Origin of the sequence: Maribacter aquivivus (assembly GCF_900142175.1) — a bacterium.
In the GTDB taxonomy this organism is placed as follows: Bacteria; Bacteroidota; Bacteroidia; order Flavobacteriales; family Flavobacteriaceae; genus Maribacter; species Maribacter aquivivus.
This window is the reverse complement of record NZ_FQZX01000003.1, coordinates 423,729-442,351: the sequence shown is the minus strand read 5'-3', so window position 1 is coordinate 442,351 and position 18,623 is coordinate 423,729. Positions and strand designations below refer to the sequence as shown.

At 35.2% G+C, this 18,623-nt stretch carries 15 protein-coding genes; 12 read left to right on the top strand and 3 right to left on the bottom strand.

All coding sequences use genetic code 11. The features are described from left to right. The first annotated feature begins 20 nt into the window (after positions 1-20). The 11 genes from BUC31_RS17575 to ribB all read left to right on the top strand — a co-directional run bounded on the left by BUC31_RS17575 (position 21) and on the right by ribB (position 11,055). A complete protein-coding gene (locus BUC31_RS17575; protein ID WP_073246697.1) occupies positions 21-1,241 on the top strand; it encodes an aminotransferase class I/II-fold pyridoxal phosphate-dependent enzyme in 1,221 nt (406 codons plus the stop codon). Between the two features lie 75 nt (positions 1,242-1,316). Then, positions 1,317-2,795, top strand: a complete 1,479-nt coding sequence (gene nhaC, locus BUC31_RS17570) for a Na+/H+ antiporter NhaC (protein WP_073246695.1) — start codon at positions 1,317-1,319, stop codon at positions 2,793-2,795. Positions 2,796-3,019: 224 nt separating this feature from the next. After that, the gene (locus tag BUC31_RS17565) at positions 3,020-3,664 is read left to right on the top strand and encodes a peroxiredoxin (protein WP_073246693.1); all 645 of its coding nucleotides are present in this window, start codon (positions 3,020-3,022) and stop codon (positions 3,662-3,664) included. Between the two features lie 70 nt (positions 3,665-3,734). Further along, a complete protein-coding gene (locus BUC31_RS17560) occupies positions 3,735-4,049 on the top strand; it encodes a thioredoxin family protein (protein ID WP_073246691.1) in 315 nt (104 codons plus the stop codon). Beyond that, complete coding sequence (locus BUC31_RS17555) at positions 4,030-4,287, top strand: DUF6952 family protein (RefSeq protein WP_027066683.1); 258 nt, start codon at positions 4,030-4,032, stop codon at positions 4,285-4,287. The genes BUC31_RS17560 and BUC31_RS17555 overlap by 20 nt, the downstream gene beginning before the upstream one ends. 121 nt (positions 4,288-4,408) lie before the next feature. Then, entirely contained in the window at positions 4,409-4,912 is a 504-nt protein-coding gene (gene tpx, locus BUC31_RS17550) for a thiol peroxidase (protein ID WP_073246689.1), read from the top strand. A gap of 15 nt (positions 4,913-4,927) precedes the next feature. After that, positions 4,928-5,293 carry a diacylglycerol kinase gene (locus tag BUC31_RS17545; RefSeq protein WP_073246687.1) on the top strand — a complete coding sequence of 122 codons (366 nt, stop codon included), beginning with the start codon at positions 4,928-4,930 and terminating at the stop codon, positions 5,291-5,293. A gap of 64 nt (positions 5,294-5,357) precedes the next feature. Further along, positions 5,358-7,745, top strand: coding sequence for a DNA translocase FtsK (locus tag BUC31_RS17540; protein ID WP_073246685.1), 2,388 nt, complete (start codon positions 5,358-5,360; stop codon positions 7,743-7,745). A gap of 12 nt (positions 7,746-7,757) precedes the next feature. Continuing rightward, a complete protein-coding gene (locus BUC31_RS17535; RefSeq protein WP_073246683.1) occupies positions 7,758-8,402 on the top strand; it encodes an outer membrane lipoprotein periplasmic chaperone LolA1 in 645 nt (214 codons plus the stop codon). Positions 8,403-8,476: 74 nt separating this feature from the next. Then, a complete protein-coding gene (locus BUC31_RS17530) occupies positions 8,477-9,916 on the top strand; it encodes an LptF/LptG family permease (RefSeq protein ID WP_244534073.1) in 1,440 nt (479 codons plus the stop codon). Positions 9,917-9,918: 2 nt separating this feature from the next. Further along, on the top strand, positions 9,919-11,055 hold the full coding sequence (ribB, locus tag BUC31_RS17525; protein WP_073246681.1) for a 3,4-dihydroxy-2-butanone-4-phosphate synthase: 1,137 nt from the start codon (positions 9,919-9,921) through the stop codon (positions 11,053-11,055). A 4-nt stretch (positions 11,056-11,059) separates the two neighbouring features. On the opposite strand, the gene BUC31_RS17520 is transcribed toward ribB, so the two are convergent. From BUC31_RS17520 to BUC31_RS17510, 3 genes are all read right to left on the bottom strand, one after another. Further along, complete coding sequence (locus BUC31_RS17520; RefSeq protein WP_073246679.1) at positions 11,060-12,253, bottom strand: DegT/DnrJ/EryC1/StrS family aminotransferase; 1,194 nt, start codon at positions 12,251-12,253, stop codon at positions 11,060-11,062. Between the two features lie 39 nt (positions 12,254-12,292). Further along, complete coding sequence (locus tag BUC31_RS17515) at positions 12,293-13,048, bottom strand: sulfite exporter TauE/SafE family protein (protein ID WP_073246678.1); 756 nt, start codon at positions 13,046-13,048, stop codon at positions 12,293-12,295. A 97-nt stretch (positions 13,049-13,145) separates the two neighbouring features. After that, on the bottom strand, positions 13,146-15,272 hold the full coding sequence (locus BUC31_RS17510) for a thioredoxin domain-containing protein (RefSeq protein WP_073246676.1): 2,127 nt from the start codon (positions 15,270-15,272) through the stop codon (positions 13,146-13,148). Positions 15,273-15,613: 341 nt separating this feature from the next. Here BUC31_RS17510 and BUC31_RS17505 point away from each other — a divergent pair, with 341 nt between their 5' ends. Further along, entirely contained in the window at positions 15,614-18,610 is a 2,997-nt protein-coding gene (locus tag BUC31_RS17505) for a SusC/RagA family TonB-linked outer membrane protein (protein WP_073246673.1), read from the top strand. Positions 18,611-18,623: the final 13 nt, after the last annotated feature.

Below are 18,623 nucleotides of genomic sequence, written 5' to 3'. Positions count from 1 at the left end.
TTTACTGAAAACAACAACCCATGAGCCAAAAGAACAGCAATGACTTACAAGACCTACAATACTTCGGAGAATATGGCGGAGTAAATCCTTCTATATCCGATTCATCAACGTACACCTTTATATCGGCAAAAACTATGTTCGACACCTTTGAAGGAAATACCGAGGGTTGTTATTTGTACAGCAGACATTCTTCACCTTCCAATTTATATTTAGGTGAAGCACTAGCAGCTTTAGAAGGCACCGAGAGTGCAAATGTAACCGCTAGTGGCATGGGCGCCATTACAGCCGTGATATTACAATTATGTAATGCTGGCGATCATATTATTAGTAGTAGAACTATTTATGGTGGCACATATGCTTTCATGAAAAATTTCTTGATCAAATTCGGAATTAAAACTACCTTTCTAGACATTACAGATCTTGATGCAGTAGCCGCAGCTATTACACCAAATACTAAGATGATTTACTGCGAAAGTGTAAGTAATCCGCTTTTAGAGGTTGCTGATATTTCTGCACTTTCACGCATTGCCAAGAAAAATGAATTACCATTAATAGTTGACAATACTTTTTCACCTTTAACCGTTTCGCCTGCCAAATTAGGTGCAGATATCGTTATTCATAGTCTTACCAAATTCATTAACGGAACCAGTGACTGTGTTGCCGGTGTTGTTTGTGGTACTACAGAATTCTGCCTTAGTCTTAAAGATGTAAACAACGGTGCAGGAATGCTTTTAGGCAGCACTCTAGATAGTATGCGCGCAGCTTCGATTTTAAAGAACATGCGCACGCTACATATTCGTATGAAAAAGCATAGTGAAAATGCACAGTACTTAGCTGAGAATTTTGAAAAGGACGGATTAAGAGTTGTCTATCCAGGATTATCATCTCACCCGGGGCATTTAATTATGGAAGATCAAATGAATCCCGAATACGGATATGGCGGATTAGTAACTATGGATGTAGGTACTCTTGAGAATGCAAATGCTTTAATGGAATTAATGCAAGAAAGAAAATTAGGCTATTTAGCAGTTAGCCTTGGGTTTTACAAAACATTATTCAGCGCACCCGGAAGCTCCACATCTTCTGAAATTCCGTTAGAGGAACAAGAAGAAATGGGACTAGGAAACGGATTAATTCGATTTTCAATTGGCTTAGACGATGATATTCAAAGAACCTATGCCTTAATGAGAAAATGTCTTGAAGACCTTAATATACTGGATGTCAAAAGCATAAAAGCCTAAAATTTGATTTATAAAATGGGTTTGCACAACCGTTACAGAAATCGTAATATTACGTAGAAACCAAACTAACTTTTAATGTCAGACCAAAATACCAATGAACACAGGGAAAACGAGCATATCGTTGACAATAAAGAATTAAGCATATTTGCCGCTTTAATTCCGGTTATAGCCCTAGTTGCTATGCTAGCATATAATGTTTATGTATTTGGTGATGACGCCTTAAGTGGCTCAAATCAGTTCATACTTTTAATGGGCGGTGCAGTTGCAGCTATTGTTGGGTTTGCAAATAAGGTTTCTTATAAGCAAATGATAGCCGAAGTAGAAGAGAACATTCGATCTACCACAGGTGCATTGTTAATATTACTAATGGTTGGTGCACTGGCAGGCACATGGCTTGTTAGTGGTATTATACCTGCAATGATTTATTATGGACTCCAAATTCTTAATCCCACAATATTCTTAGCGGCTTGTGTAATCATTTGCGCTGTAATTTCTGTTGCAACGGGTAGCAGCTGGACAACGTCTGCAACCGTAGGTATAGCATTAATAGGTATAGGTGAAGCATTAGGTATTTCTCTAGGGATGACCGCTGGGGCTGTTTTATCTGGCGCATATTTTGGTGACAAACTTTCTCCACTGAGTGATACTACAAATTTAGCACCGGCAATGGCAGGTGGCGAATTGTTCTCACATATTAAGTATATGCTGTGGACAACTGTACCTACCATTTCAGTTACGCTAATTGTATTTTTGATTATCGGCTTTAGTTTAGAAACTAACGGAGAAGCGGATGTAGATGCTATTTTAGCATCTATAGATTCCTCCTTTGATATTAACGGTTGGTTATTTTTGGTACCTTTAGCCGTTATATTTTTAATCGTTAAAAAGACGCCACCATTGGCTGCCTTATTAATAGGAACCCTATTAGCTGCACTTTTTGCACTAATCTTTCAACCAAATATAGTTGCTGGCATCACAGGGGCATCAGAATTGACTTTTCAATCAGGTTATCAAGGAATTTTAAAAGCCATCACCGTTAGCACAGATGTACCAACTGACAACAAAGCATTAAGCGATTTATTCTCTTCTAAAGGAATGACAGGTATGCTAGGTACCATTTGGTTAATTATCTGTGCTATGTTTTTTGGAGGAATTATGGACGGGATAGGTGCTTTATCAAGAATTACAAAATCCTTGCTTAAAATGGCTAAATCTACATTTGGTCTATTCTTTAGTACAGGTATAAGCTGTATCGTTTTAAACGGAACGGCTTCTGATCAGTACTTGGCGATTGTAGTACCAGGAAAAATGTTCTCAAAAGCATTTAAAGATAGAGGTCTAGCACCGGAAAACTTAAGTAGAACATTAGAAGACACAGGTACGGTAACATCAGTACTAATACCTTACAACACTTGTGGAGCTTACCATAGTGGCGTTTTAGGTGTAGGCGTAGCAGAATATTTTGTATATGCCATCTTCAATTGGTTAAGTCCAATAATGACTTTCATCTTTGCCGGCTTCAACATTAAGATTAAAAAATTAGCTACTAAATAATTTTAAAAAAACCATTCTCTCTTATTATCACTTCAAACAATAAGTTTCTGTTGATCTGATAATTTTTAAGCTCAAAAATTACATCATTCTTATTGAACTAGCCCTTTCTCTTTAGCTATTCAAAATAGTTATTCTTGCATTGAAAATTCTAATTTAGAAAGTCTGTAAACGCCGTATCAAGTCTTAATTTTGCTTTATAATTAATTATAAAACGAAAACATATTATGGCATTTGTAGGAAAAAAATTCCCAAATCTTAGTGTTAACGCAATGAACGACATGGGCGACACTTTTAAACTTAATGTATTAGAAGAGGCTCAAAAAAATAATAAAAAAGTGGTTCTTTTCTGGTATCCAAAAGATTTTACTTTTGTTTGCCCTACAGAATTACACGCTTTTCAGGCTGCTATTGGTGAATTCGAAAAAAGAAACACTATCGTAATCGGTGCTTCATGTGATACTCCAGAAGTACATTTTGCATGGTTAAGCACTGCTAAAGATAATGGTGGTATTGAAGGTGTTAAATACCCAATATTAGCAGACAGCAATAGAAACTTAGCTTCTACTTTAGGTATTTTAGACATTACCAATGAAAAATATGACGAAGAAAATGATGTGGTAACTGTTGAAGGTGATAATGTTACTTACAGAGCAACATATATTATTGACGAAGATGGTGTTGTACAACACGAAAGCATCAACAACATGCCTTTAGGTAGAAACGTGAACGAATACCTACGTATAGTAGATGCTTTAACGCACGTACAAGAAAAAGGTGAAGTATGCCCAGCAAACTGGGAAGAAGGTAAAGATGCAATGTCTGCAAACAGAGACGGAGTTGCTAGCTACCTTTCTACACATGCTAACTAAGCAAAAACAGTAATGAACATGAAGTCATTGACTTCATGTTCATTTTATTAATCTTTAAATAACTTTAATTATGTTATTAGAATTAGAACAAGATAATTTACAGGAAATCATAGATAATAATCCAAATGTTGTAGTTCAATATTCTGCAACATGGTGTGGTAACTGTAGAATCATGAAGCCGAAATTCAAAAAAGAGGCTTCACAAAATGAGAACATTACATTTGTATTGGCAGATGCAGAAAAATTTCCTGAATCTAGAAAGCTAGCAGATGTAAGCAACTTACCAACCTTCGCTTCTTTCGAGAAAGGGAAAATTAAAAATCAGGTTCAGACTAACAAGTATGACCTATTAAAAGATTTGATCAGTGAGATTACCCATAATTAAATTACTGACAGAGTTCATAGAAGAAAAAGATAGCGATTTTGTTCTAGAAACTATTGAAACTTTAGAAGCACTAACAGAGTTACCTTCACTAAAAGATGAAGAGCTTGATGTAATTGGCGAATTAATTTCTAATATGTACGGTGCCATAGAGGTTGCGAACAGCATAGAGCAAGGCACCCCAAAAAAAGATGCTATGAATCAATTTATGCAGCGAGTTTTAGGCTCCATAGACAAATAATAGCTATTTAAAATACACAAAGTCCTTTCAATTATGAAAGGACTTTTTTTTATCATATTCCCGCTCATTTCAACTTTATATTTTATAATTTCACACTCTCAATTATAAAAAGATAAAAGTTATGGCTTCGGTTACACTAAAAGGAAACGAAATACACACATTAGGAACTTTACCTGCAAACGGCGAAAAAGCTCCAGAATTTCAATTAACTAAGAATGACTTATCTACCGTAAAACTTTCAGATTATGAAGGTTCTAGAGTAGTATTAAATATATTCCCAAGTGTTGATACAGGTACTTGCGCACAGTCTGTACGTCAGTTTAACCAAGAGGCTGCTGAATTAGATAACACTATTGTACTTTGTATTTCTAAAGATTTACCATTTGCACAAGCAAGATTTTGTGGTGCAGAAGGTATAGAAAATGTTGAAATGCTTTCTGATTTTAAAGATGGTAATTTTGGAAAAGGATACAACGTAGCATTTTCAGACGGACCATTAGCTCCATTACTTTCAAGAGCAGTTGTAGTTGTTGATGAAAAAGGTAATGTATTGTATACAGAGCAGGTAGCAGAAACTACAGAAGAGCCAAATTACAAAGCAGCTTTAGAGGCATTAATGAACTAATAATATAGGAGACTCATGCCCAAAGAATCCTTTTTGGTAAATCGTATTAAAAGTGTAGGCTTCGCCCTTAAAGGCGCCTTCCTTTTAATACGAACCGAAGCTAGTATAAAAATACAGGTATTCATTGCCATAGTAATGACTGCCGCAGGCTTCTACTATGATATTTCAAGTACAGAATGGATACTTCAAATATTTGCAATTGCAATTGTTTTAGGAATTGAAGGCATGAATACCGCTGTTGAAAAAATTGCAGATTATATTCAACCAGAATTTGATATCAAAATCGGATTTATAAAAGATATTTCTGCAGGTGCCGTAATGCTAGTTTCAATAGCTTCTGCCATTGTTGGACTCATAATCTACCTACCCAAGATTCTATAGGTTAGTTCTTAGTTTCAACGTAGCTCATCGTAAATTTGTAATTTAGCATCAGAATTAAGTTTTAATGGCAAAAAAGGCAACTAAATCAAAGCCAAAACCTACTAAAAAGCGAACACCGTTTAAATTATCCAAACAGAATAAAATCATTTTGGGTAGTTTATTGATGCTCTTTAGTATTGCATTGTTCTTTTCGTTTATTTCATTTTACTTTAACTGGCAAGATGACCAAAGTCTATTGTCTGAATTTAAAGATCGTAATGAACTTGCAAAAAATTTACTGAACAAATTCGGAGCAAGCATTAGCCACTTTTTTATGTATAGGGGCTTTGGTATAGCTTCTCTAATTATTCCGTTTTTAATCTGTATTACAGGTATTTACCTCTTTTTAGGCCTACCTTTAAAAGCATTGTTCAAAAAATGGATTTGGGGTCTATTATTCATTATTTGGATTTCTATTGCATTAGGTTTCTTTGCAACCACTAGCCCACTGTTAGGCGGATTGGTTGGTTTTGAAATGAATGATTTCTTACAAGATTACGCCGGTAAAATTGGCGTATTACTTATATTGGTATTCGGACTCATATTTATTCTAGTTCGATTATTTGAAGTTACACCTGAAGGTATTTCATCTTTCTTTAATTCTAGAAAAGAAGCTATTTCTACAGAATTTAAAGCCAACCAAGAACGGAAAGCAACTAAAAAGAAAGAACAAAAAGAGCAAGAAGATATTCTTACCACTTCATTAGAAGAAGAAGTTCCAGTTATTTTAGACACCTATACCCATAAGGCAGAAATTCCTCATTTAGAAAAAGAGAAAAAAACTAACGATTTTGAAGTTACAATACCAGAACCTGAGCCAGAAGAAACATTAGCAATGGAGGTTGAGTCGGTTGTTGAAGAACCCGAAGAAATTGATATTCTTGCCAATAAACTTGTAGATGATTTTGGAGAGTTCGACCCTACCCTAGAATTAGGTAACTACAAATTCCCTACACTTGATCTTTTAGATGCTCATGGGGCTACCGGTGGCATTACCATCAACCAGGAAGAATTAGAGGAAAACAAGAATAAAATTGTTGAAACTCTAAAAAATTATAAAATCGGAATTGCCCAAATTAAGGCAACCATTGGTCCGACAGTTACATTATACGAAATTGTACCAGAAGCAGGTGTAAGAATATCGAAGATTAAAAACCTTGAAGATGATATCGCCTTATCATTAGCAGCATTAGGCATACGTATCATTGCCCCTATTCCTGGTAAAGGAACTATTGGTATAGAAGTACCTAACAAGAATTCATCGATTGTATCTATGCGTTCTGTAATTGCCTCTAGCAAATTTCAAAAGGCAGAAATGGAATTACCAATTGCTTTCGGTAAGACCATTAGCAACGAAACTTTTGTAGTAGATTTAGCAAAAATGCCTCACCTTTTAATGGCAGGTGCAACTGGTCAAGGTAAATCGGTTGGTTTAAATGCAGTACTTACATCATTATTATATAAAAAGCATCCGGCAGAGGTGAAATTTATTTTGGTAGATCCAAAGAAAGTTGAACTTACGCTGTACAATAAAATTGAACGTCATTTCTTAGCTAAGCTTCCTGATTCTGAAGAAGCTATTATCACAGATAACACAAAAGTAATTCACACCTTGAATTCACTTTGTATTGAAATGGATAATAGATACGAGCTATTAAAATTAGCGATGGTTCGTAACTTAAAAGAATACAACACTAAGTTTAAGGCTAGAAAACTGAATCCGAACGACGGACACAAATTCTTACCATACATTGTACTAGTAATTGATGAGTTTGCCGATTTGATCATGACTGCCGGAAAAGAGGTAGAAACGCCCGTAGCAAGACTTGCTCAATTAGCAAGAGCAATTGGTATACATTTAATCATTGCAACGCAAAGACCTTCTGTAAACGTTATTACAGGTATCATCAAAGCCAACTTCCCTGCGAGGTTAGCGTTTAGAGTAACTTCTAAAATAGATTCAAGAACTATTTTAGATACCGCAGGTGCAGATCAATTAATTGGTAGAGGAGATATGTTATTTACACAAGGTAATGATGTCACCCGTATTCAATGTGCATTTGTTGACACCCCAGAGGTAGCAAAAATTGTGGAATTCATTGGTAGTCAGCGTGCTTACCCAGATGCGCACGAATTACCTGAGTATGTTGGTGAAGATTCTGGCACGAGTCTTGATAATAACGTGTCTGACAGGGATGCAAAGTTTCGCGAAGCTGCTGAAGTTATCGTAATTGCCCAACAAGGTTCTGCTTCTTTAATTCAACGAAAATTGAAACTAGGGTACAATAGAGCCGGTAGAATTATTGATCAATTAGAAGCCGCAGGCATTGTAGGTCCGTTTGAAGGTAGTAAAGCAAGACAGGTTTATGTATCTGACATGGTTGCCCTTCAGCAAATATTGGATAATGAATAATATTAAAAAAAGATGAAGAAAATTATTATTGTATTGACGATTATGTTTACTGCAACCTTTGCAAATGCACAAGGTTCAGATAAAGCAAAAGCATTGTTAGATGAAGTTTATAACAAAGTACAGAGTTATGATAACATCTTCGTAGATTTTAAATTCGATTTAAAGAATGCAGAAGCCGGTATTAACCAAGAAACAAGAGGAGACGTTACCCTTGCAGGTAATAAATATATGTTCAACTATTTAGGCTCTCAACAAATTTTCGATGGTAATAAAGTATACACTATTGTACCTGAAAATGAAGAAGTAACTATTGAAGATAAGTCTGATGATGAAAATGCAATGACACCTTCTAAAATGTTGACTTTCTACAAAGAAGGACACAATTATGATTGGGATATTTTACAAAATGTACAAGGTAGAAAAGTGCAGTATGTAAAATTGACACCTATAGATTCTGATACTGAAATAAAATCTAGATTACTAGGTATTGATATGGGTACTAAACACATCTATAAACTTATTGAAACTGGTAAGAACGGCACTAAGACAACTATCACTGTTAATTCTTTTAAAACAGATCAAGATTTGTCCAAAACCTTATTTACTTTTGATGAAGCTAAATATAAGGATGAAGGTTATTTCATTCTAAGAAATTAGAACTATTGAGAATACTAGACCGATACATCCTATCAAGGTTCGTCTTTAATTTTATCAGTTCGTTTGTAATATTGATGTTCATCTTCATATTCCAAACGATTTGGCTTTTTATTGATGACCTAGCGGGTAAAGGTTTAGACATTGTCATTATTGGTAAGTTCCTGTTTTATTTAATGCCAGATCTTACTGAAAAAGTGCTCCCTCTTACCGTACTTTTATCTTCCATTTTAACCTTTGGCTCTATTGCAGAAAATTACGAGTTCGCTGCAATGAAGGCATCAGGTATTTCACTGCAACGTTCTATGTTGAGTTTAATCATATTCGTGACCATTTTAGGCGGAGTCACTTTTTTCTTTGCTAATAACGTTATTCCCCTTTCACAACGAAAAATATACAATCTCCGTAGAAATATTGCCAAGGTAAAACCTGCAGCGGTAGTCTCTGAAGGCGTATTTAGTGATTTTGAAGGAATGAATATTAAGGTAGATGAAAAATATGGTGATAATGATCGTTTTCTTAAAAACGTAATTATACATAGAAAATCTGCAAACAACCTGAACACTACCGTCATCAAATCTAAATCAGGAGAATTAATAAGTAGCGAAGATTCTGACGTTATACAATTGGTATTAACAGATGGTCACTACTATGAAGACATCACGTCAAAAAGTAATGATAGCAAAATGAAATTCCCTTTTGCTCAGGCAGATTTTGATACCTATACAATGAACATTGAAATTCCTGAAATTAATAATGATGATTTAGAAGAAGAGCGAGATATCAGTACTGACAAAATGAAGAATATATCGCGACTTTCAAAAGATATTGATTCTTTACGTGGAGACAATTATCGTATTGTTCGTGCATTTTCTAAAAACATAGAAGGTAGAACAGGTATGTTTTCTCCTTTGGTTGCCAAAAACAATGATTCAACCAAAACGGATATGATCCGTAAAAAAGATTCAGTTTTAAATGCGAAAGCCAGTATTGCTATGAAAAATATAGCGCTACAAGATTCTATCAACGATAATTTTCTTGTTCTTTTTCCAGACTGGCAACAGATTCAGATATTAAGTAGTGCTAAAAATGCTACAACTAGTATTTTAGGTACCGTTAGCGGTAAAAAAGAAGAAATGCAGAAGAGATATAAAATCTATAATATGCATATTCTATCGCTCCATAATAAGTATGCTTTAGCGTTCTCGTGTATCATTCTTTTCTTTGTAGGTGCTCCATTAGGTGCTATCATTAGAAAAGGAGGTCTAGGTTTGCCTATGGTAATTGCCATAGTACTATTTCTAATTTACTATTTCATAGGAGTTTTTGCAGGAAACTATGCTAAAGAAGGTAATATACACCCAATGTTAGGTGCATGGCTAGCAACGTTGATTATGCTACCTTTAGGTGTTATTTTAACCAAAAGAGCAACAGAAGATAAAGGAATGATGGATTTCGGATTTATAGCCGATTTCTTCAAAAAAATATTTAAGAAAAAAGATAAAGCTGATTCTTAACCATGACAGATCTTAGTACAATACAATTGAATAGTATAGAAGAAGCGATTGAAGATATTCGCGCAGGTAAAGTAATTATCGTTGTTGATGATGAAAATCGTGAAAATGAAGGAGATTTTTTAGCAGCCGCTGAACTTGCTACACCTGAGACTGTCAATTTTATGGCAACTCACGGTAGAGGTCTTATTTGCGCGCCATTAACCGAAGGTCGTTGTAAAGACTTAGGATTACATATGATGGTAAGTACCAATACCGATCCTTTAGAAACGGCATTTACCGTATCTGTAGATTTAAGAGGTAAAGGAGTTACCACAGGTATTTCTGCAGGTGACAGATCAAAAACTGTTATTGCATTAACAGAAAGTGATACCAAACCTCATGATTTAGCTAGACCAGGACATATATTTCCATTAGTAGCTAAAGAAGGCGGGGTTTTAAGAAGAACAGGACACACAGAAGCTGCTATTGATTTTGCGCGATTAGCAGGATTACAACCTGCGGGAATTATCGTAGAAATCATGAATGAAGACGGCACCATGGCGCGACTACCCCAATTGGTAGATGTTGCTAAAAAATTCGATCTAAAAATTGTGTCTATTGAATCTCTTGTTGCCTATAGAATGGAGCATGATAGCTTAATCGACAAAGAAGTTGATTTTGATATTACCACTCGTTTTGGTGAATTTAGATTAAGAGCATATAAGCAAACTACTAATAATCATATTCATATTGCTTTAACTAAAGGTTCTTGGTCTTCGGATGAAAAAATCTTAACCAGAATCAACTCTACCCTAATCAACAATGATATTTTAGGAACATTAACACATAACCCTGATGAAAAGTTAGAGGATATGTTCAACAAGATTAATGAAGAAGGTAAAGGAGCAATCGTATTCATCAATCAAGATTCTGAATCGCTTAATTTGCTTTCTAGATTAAAAGAGTTGAAAGAATTGCAAAAACAAGGCGTTCACAAAGCGCCTAAAATTGAAATGGATAATCGTGACTTCGGAATCGGAGCTCAGATCTTACATGATTTAGGTATTCATAAAATGAAACTAATGACCAACAGTACCCAAGCAAAACGTGTAGGTATTGTAGGATACGGATTAGAAATTTTAGAATATGTGAAGTATTAAAGTTTTAAATAAACTTTTCTAATACATCTTTCATTTTAGCTGCACGTTCAGTAACCTGTTCATCTGTCCAGCTTAGTTTTACAAGACATGAGATGGTTCTGCCAATCCAAGCATCAGATTTTGAAAAGTCTGATTTTGAATAGTCAGGCAACTGATTAACAACCTCTTGCGGCAACTTACCTAAAGATCTTTTATGGGTTAAATGCTCCCATTTTTTGTAGTAATGCCAGTTATTATCAAACCAATAAAAACACGCATCTACACCAGCCTCACCCAAAGCTGTATGTGCTTTTTTAGCTAACTCTGTAGTTGGCAAGAAGAAAGAAATAAATGAATAATTCTCTACTCCCCCTTCTGGCACTTTTCTAAATGTAATATTAGCAAGCGGCGATAAGGCATCTCTTAAAACGGTGTAATTTTTCTTTTGAATAGATAAGAAATCATCTAAGCGCTCAATTTGCGCACAACCTACAGCTGCATGCAATTCTGAAATTCTAAAATTATACCCTAAAAACGGATGTGTTTCCGTTCCTCGATTGTTACCCACATGATCATGACCATGATCGGAATAATGATCAGCATTTATTTTATATTGTTCGTTGTTGGTAATGATTGCTCCGCCCTCGCCACAAGTAATTGTTTTTACATAATCAAATGAGAAACAGCCTAAATCACCATAACTACCCAAAGGTTTGCCATCATAACTACCCCCTATAGCTTGACAGGCATCTTCTAACAACAATAAATTATGTTTATCACAAATAGCCTTCAATGCACCAAGGTCAGCCATAGAACCGCACATATGAACCGGCATGACTACTTTAGTTTTATCGGTGATAGCATTTTCAACTGCTTCAGGACTTAAGGTTAAAGTATCATCAACATCAACAAGAATGGGTATGGCACCAATAGCCAAAATAGATTCAAAACTTGCTACAAATGTAAAAGTTGGCATAATTACTTCATCCCCTGCTCCAACACCTGCACTTGCAAGCGCAACTGTTAATGCAGCAGTACCACTACTCACTAATTGCGCATATTTAGATTCCATGCGTTTAGATAAAGCAGCTTCAAGCTCTAATGCCTTCCAATGGTTGTTTCGCATTCCGTCAAAGCCGTAACGCATTAAAACACCTGAATCTAAAACATCTTGAACTTGACTTTTCTCACTCTCTCCAAACAACTCAAAACCTGGCATGCTATCGTATTTTATATTGTATTACAAATTTTGGTTAAATTATTGGTAAAACCAAAGTTTTACAGCTAGTATCGACACCATAAAAATCAAGAACTTTTTCACGAAGCCATCACCCATATTTACAGATACTCTGCTCGCCACCCAAGCTCCACTACCATTACCTATGGCCAATATTAAACCAATTTTCCAATTTACCTGATTGTTCCAAGCAAATACAATCAATGCTGAAACCATATACATAAAAACAACAGCAACTTTGGTTGCATTAGAACGCACCAAGGTCATTCTATTTACATAATGTAGAAATAGAATTATTATAAATCCAAGTCCCGCATTAATGAATCCCCCGTAAATTCCGAAAAAGAAAAACGCAATAATACCCAGCCACAAATATTTACCCGTAAGTCGTTCTTGAATTTCTTTCATTCCCATTTTTGGTCCAAATGCTACTATCAGTACTACGCAAATCATTACAATGGCGAGAATTCTATTAAAAAGTGCACCACTAATATCAACCGCTAAACGAGCTCCGAGAATAGAACCGAAAAATGCAGAACAACCTAAGTATATATTAAAAGGAAATGTAGAGACCCCTTTACTTTTAAATCCTGCAGTAGCTACAGCTGTTTGAAAAATTACTGCTACTCTATTTGTACCATTTGCCAATGTAGAAGGTAAACCCAAAAAGATTAAGATAGGCAACGAAAGAAGAGAGCCACCGCCAGCAACCGTATTGATAAAACCAACAACGAAACCAACTAATATCAATAAAGGATAGGCATACCACTCTTCCATACCACAAAGGTAAACCGAATTTCAGCACTGAACTTTACACATACCAAGAACTATAAACAGAATCAAAATAGATACTAAAGATCAACTATCAATAATTCTATTTAAACCCCTGGTAACCAAAAGACTTCATTTGCTTAAAACCATCACTTACGGTTTTCACAGGTAACTTACAGGTGTTATTTTGACAAACATATATGAAGGTGTCATCTTCATCATAGCGATCTTTAAAAAGGGAAAGGTCACTTTCAACAGTAGAACCTACTATAATAGAATTCACTACATAGGTCTTATGTATTTCACTCATTAGCTTTTTGGCATTTTCACCAACAACAACAATTTCATAAAAAGGATATGCTTGTTGCAAAAGCAAAGACCCCCAAGCACCGTAGCTTACAGCATGACTTTCAAAATCGCCTGTAATTAAAGCCCCCATTACCTCTGCCTTTTTCAAATAATCGGTATTATATTCCAAATGACCTAGTCGCAAAAAATTCTGCGCCATAATAGCGTTCGCAGAAGGTACTACCCCATCAGAAGTATTAATTATACTCGGCACCAAATCACTAGAAACATTATAATAGAACAACTCAGAATTACTCTTATATTTTTCTGAGCCCATATCCATTAACTCTTTTGAAGTCTGCAGATACGATACATCTAAAGTAACTTCATACAAAGCAAAAGCACTTTTGGCTAGAAAAGCGTAATCTTCTAAGAAAACCTCTGTCTGCTTACTATCTTTTGTATAAGAATGCACCAATTGTGCATCTTTATAATTATTCTCCTTTAAATAATTAAATACAGACACCGCCTCCGTTAAATATTTTTCATCACCAAAAGCCTTGTACGCTTCTAAAAGTCCGTCTATTAAAAGAGCGTTCCAAGATGTTAAAATCTTAAAATCTTTGGTAGGCTTCTCTCTTTTTTGTCGCGCTTTATATAAAGTCGATTTCCAATTCTCCTTTTTCTCATCAAACACTTCTTCACTTATCCCGAACTCCTTTAAAAATTCACCTTTAGAAATGGTGTTGTTCAAAACAAAGTTCCCATCTTCCCAAACCTGACTATCCTCTATATTAAAGTACTTAGAAAACAATATAAAATCTTCTGAAAGTAATGATGCTAACTCTTCCTTATTCCAAACATAATAGACTCCTTCCTCCCCTTTCGTATCTGCATCCATAGCACTAAAATAACCTCCATCTTCATTTCTCATTTCAGATTTCAAAAATTTAAAAGTTTCTTCCACCTTACTTTTGTACTCCTTATTTTCAGTCAATTTATAAGCTTTTGAAAGTAAATACACCAGTTGTGCATTATCGTACAACATCTTTTCAAAATGAGGTACTTTCCATGTATTATCAGTGCTATATCTAAAAAAACCGCCATCTACGTGATCATAGATTCCCCCATGTATCACTTTATTCAACGTATTAATAACATGATTTTCAGCTTCACTATTTTGTTGAAGGACGGCATAATCTAATAACATAGTCAAATTAGCAGGTAGTATAAATTTCTGTTGACCAAGATTACCGCCCCATTGTTTGTCCCAAACAGTTGCCCACTCCTTAATTCCGTTTACAAACTTATCTGGTGTAATGGCATTCGCCAATTGTTTTGCTGGTTGTTCATAAACCTCTTGCACCCCATCCGCTAACATGGTGGCATACTCCTTCATTTTTTCTGGATTTTTTTCATATTCAGAGCTGAATTTGACTAAAATATTCTTCCACTCTTCTTTCTCATAATACGTACCTAAAAACACCGGACTCCCATTAGGCATAATAATGGCGTTCATAGGCCACCCTCCTGTTCCGTTTACCAATTGCAGTGCGGTTTGATAGACCATATCAAGATCTGGTCGTTCTTCGCGATCTACCTTAATACTTACAAACTTATCGTTCATAAGTTTAGCTACTTCGGTATCCTCAAAAGATTCCTCTTCCATAACATGGCACCAGTGACAGGTAGAATACCCCACACTTAAAACCACTAGCTTATTTTCTTCGGATGCTTTTTTAAAAACCTTGCCTGACCAAGCTTTCCAATCTACTGGGTTATGTGCATGTTGTAATAAATATGGACTAGTTTCATGTATAAGATCATTGGTGAATTCATGATCTTCTTGCGCAATACCATCAACTTCATTCTTGTTCTGATTTTTACAAGAACTAAAAATCAGCACACCAATAAGTACAAAAAACAAGCTATTAATCTTCATAAGTCTCTAATAATAGATTCAAAGATATATTTAATTTATCTATCACAAACTTCTAGAAATCCTATCAGAATTATAAAAACAATTTCATCTGTAATTGCGAAATAGACAACAATTAAAAACAAAATCAAGAAATCCTTAAATCTAACGGGTAAAAAATACTGTTATCATAAATATTACACCCATAAACTACCGTATTACTAACATATAAAATGTATTTGCACCATATTTACTAGTGTTCGCTTCATTTGTTTTATTGCTCACACCTACCTACTTCTATATTTGTTGTGTTAAAATCTGTTAAAAAGGTTTACGACAAATAACAACTTAAAACTTCATTAATTATGACTAAACTCAAAATTACATTCATTGCATTAATTGCAATGTTGGGGCAATTTGCCTACTCACAAACATCTACTGTAAGCGGTGTTGTTTCTGATGAAACCGGAGCTCCTCTTCCAGGAGCCTCAGTGGTGGTATCAGGTACAACAAATGGTTCACAAACCGATTTTGATGGAAACTTTTCACTCTCTAATGTTCCATCAGATGGTTCTTTAACTATTAGCTATATAGGCTACCAGACACAAAAGGCGCAAGTTAACGGTCAATCATCAATCAACATATCTATGGCAATAGATGCGCAAGCGCTAGACGAAGTTGTAGTTGTTGGATATGGAGCACAAAGTAGAGCTGCGGTAACAGGTGCAATTTCTAGCGTAAAATCTGAAGATTTAAATGCAGTTCCCGTAGCTAATGCAACTGAAGCTTTACAAGGACGTGCCGCAGGAATTTCTGTAGTGAACACAGGTGCACCAGGTACAGAACCATCTATTACCATTAGAGGTCTAGGTACATTTGGCAACAACTCTCCACTATTTGTAGTAGACGGAGTAATTGTGGGCAACCTTTCTGGTATTAACCAAAATGATATAGAAACCATTAATGTACTTAAAGACGCCTCTACTACTGCAGTATATGGTGCACAAGGTTCTAATGGTGTAATTATCGTAACAACTAAAAAAGGTAAAAGCGGTAAGACTCAATTATCATTCAATGCACATACTGGCTTTCAACAAAATACACAGCGGTATGATGTGTTGAATACCGAGCAATATCTGCAATATGCTAATGAGGCCTTTGGTATCGTTCCAAATACCCCATCGTCTACTTCTGGTGTAAATACAAACTGGCAAGATGAAATTTATACATCTGGACTTATTAGAAGTTACGATATGGCTGCTTCTGGCGGTAGTGACACTAGCAACTTTAGAATATCTGGTGGATATTTTGAAAGAGAAGGTATCATTATTGAAACTGGGTTTCAGAGATATTCTTTTAGAGCAAATAGTGATTTCACTTTTGGCAAATTAAAGTTGGGACAAAATTTATCCGTTAACTTTAACAAACAAAATTCTGATAGAATAGAATTTGGTCAGCGTTCTCTTTTAGAGCACGCTATTAAAGCAGCACCATATTTATCCGTATATAATTCTAACAATCTAGGTGGATTTCAAGGACCTAACAGTGCTGGTGACGGTCAAGATGCCGAAAACCCTGTTAGAATATTAAAGCATGGTGATGCCGTTAATAATACTTTCGCATTAGTAGGTAACATTTTTGCCGAGTACGCTATTGCAGATGGTTTAAAATTTAAATCGCAAGTAGGTTTAGATTATTATAAAGGTACTAGTAATAATTTTGTACCATCTTATAACGACGATAGCTTAGGTGGCACACATCAACAAGCTTTTGCTTCAATTACTAAGAACACTTCTGCAGGTCAAACAATAATTTTCACCAATAGTTTAACTTATGACAAAACTATAGCGGATGTTCATAATTTCGAAGCTTTATTATTAGCTGAAAAATTTGAAAGTCAAGGCACTAGTTTAAACGCAAACAGTAGAAACACAGTATCAGATAATATAAACGAGCTATCTAATGAAGATTCTAGTTTACAAAGTACATCTTTCGAATATAACAGATTAGGTTTCTTAGGAAGGTTAAACTACAACTATGATGATAAATACATCGCTGCTGTATCGTTAAGACGAGATGCTTCTTCTAAATTCGGCGCAAACAATCGTTGGGGTTGGTTCTCATCTTATGCCTTAGGTTGGAACATTGCAAAAGAAAATTTCTTGGTTGATTCTAATGTAAGCACCTTGAAGTTAAGAGGTAGTTTAGGGTATTCTGGAAATGACAGAATAGCCAACTATTTATATAGTGCAACATTGGTAAATGATTTCCTTTATCCTATTGCGGGATCTAATGCTGTAGGTACTACTGCATTTGGCTTGGCCAACCCAGATTTAAAATGGGAGGAAACAAGACAATTGAATGTTGGTCTTGATTTTGGGTTTGCAAATGATAAATTTACAGCTGCTCTTGAATACTACGAGAACCAAAGTGATGATTTATTAATTAGAGTTCCTACTTCTACTTCTTTAGGTATTAATGAAGGAAGTCAAGTGAGAAATGTAGGAGCGGTAGAAACTACTGGTTTTGAATTAAGTTTAGGGTACAATGATTTTGAAGGAGATTTCAAATGGTCTGCTAATTTAAACTTATCTACAAGCTCAAACGAAGCTATATCATTAGGTGGTGTTGATGAATTAAATGGCGGTAATTTTGAAAACCAAAATATCACAAGAGTTACTGAAGGCGAATCATTATTTCACTTTTTCGGATTAGTTACAGATGGTATCTATCAAAACCAAGCTGAAGTAGATGCTGTGTTTACAGCGAATCCTGGTCAAACTACAGTACAACCTGGTGATATTAGATTTAAAGATTTAAACAATGATGGTGACATCACTTCTGAAGATAGAGATATCATTGGAAATCCACTACCAGACTTAACATATGGTTTAAACTTAAGTGCAGATTATAAAAACTGGGATTTCAACATGTTCTGGACAGGTATCTATGGTAGAGATCTTTATAACACCAATATTTACGATTTAGAAGGTATGCCTAGATTATTCAACGCAGGTGTTGCTGTTTTAGATAGATGGACACCAACTAACCCTTCTACTACAGTTCCAAGAGCTGCTGGAGCGCCACAAAACATTCAATTATCTGATCGTTTTGTAGAAGACGGTTCTTTCTCTAGACTTAAAAACTTAACTATTGGGTATACGTTACCAAATGACGCGTTTGGTCAAGAATTGTTCTCTAAGTTTAGAATATATGTTAGTGGTCAGAACTTGATAACCATTACAGATTACTCCGGTTTAGATCCTGAAGTAGGTAGTGGTGATTTATTTGAATATGGTATCGACAGAGGTGCCTACCCTCAGCCTAAGACCTATTTAATGGGATTACAAGTATCATTTTAATTGCTAAAAAGAA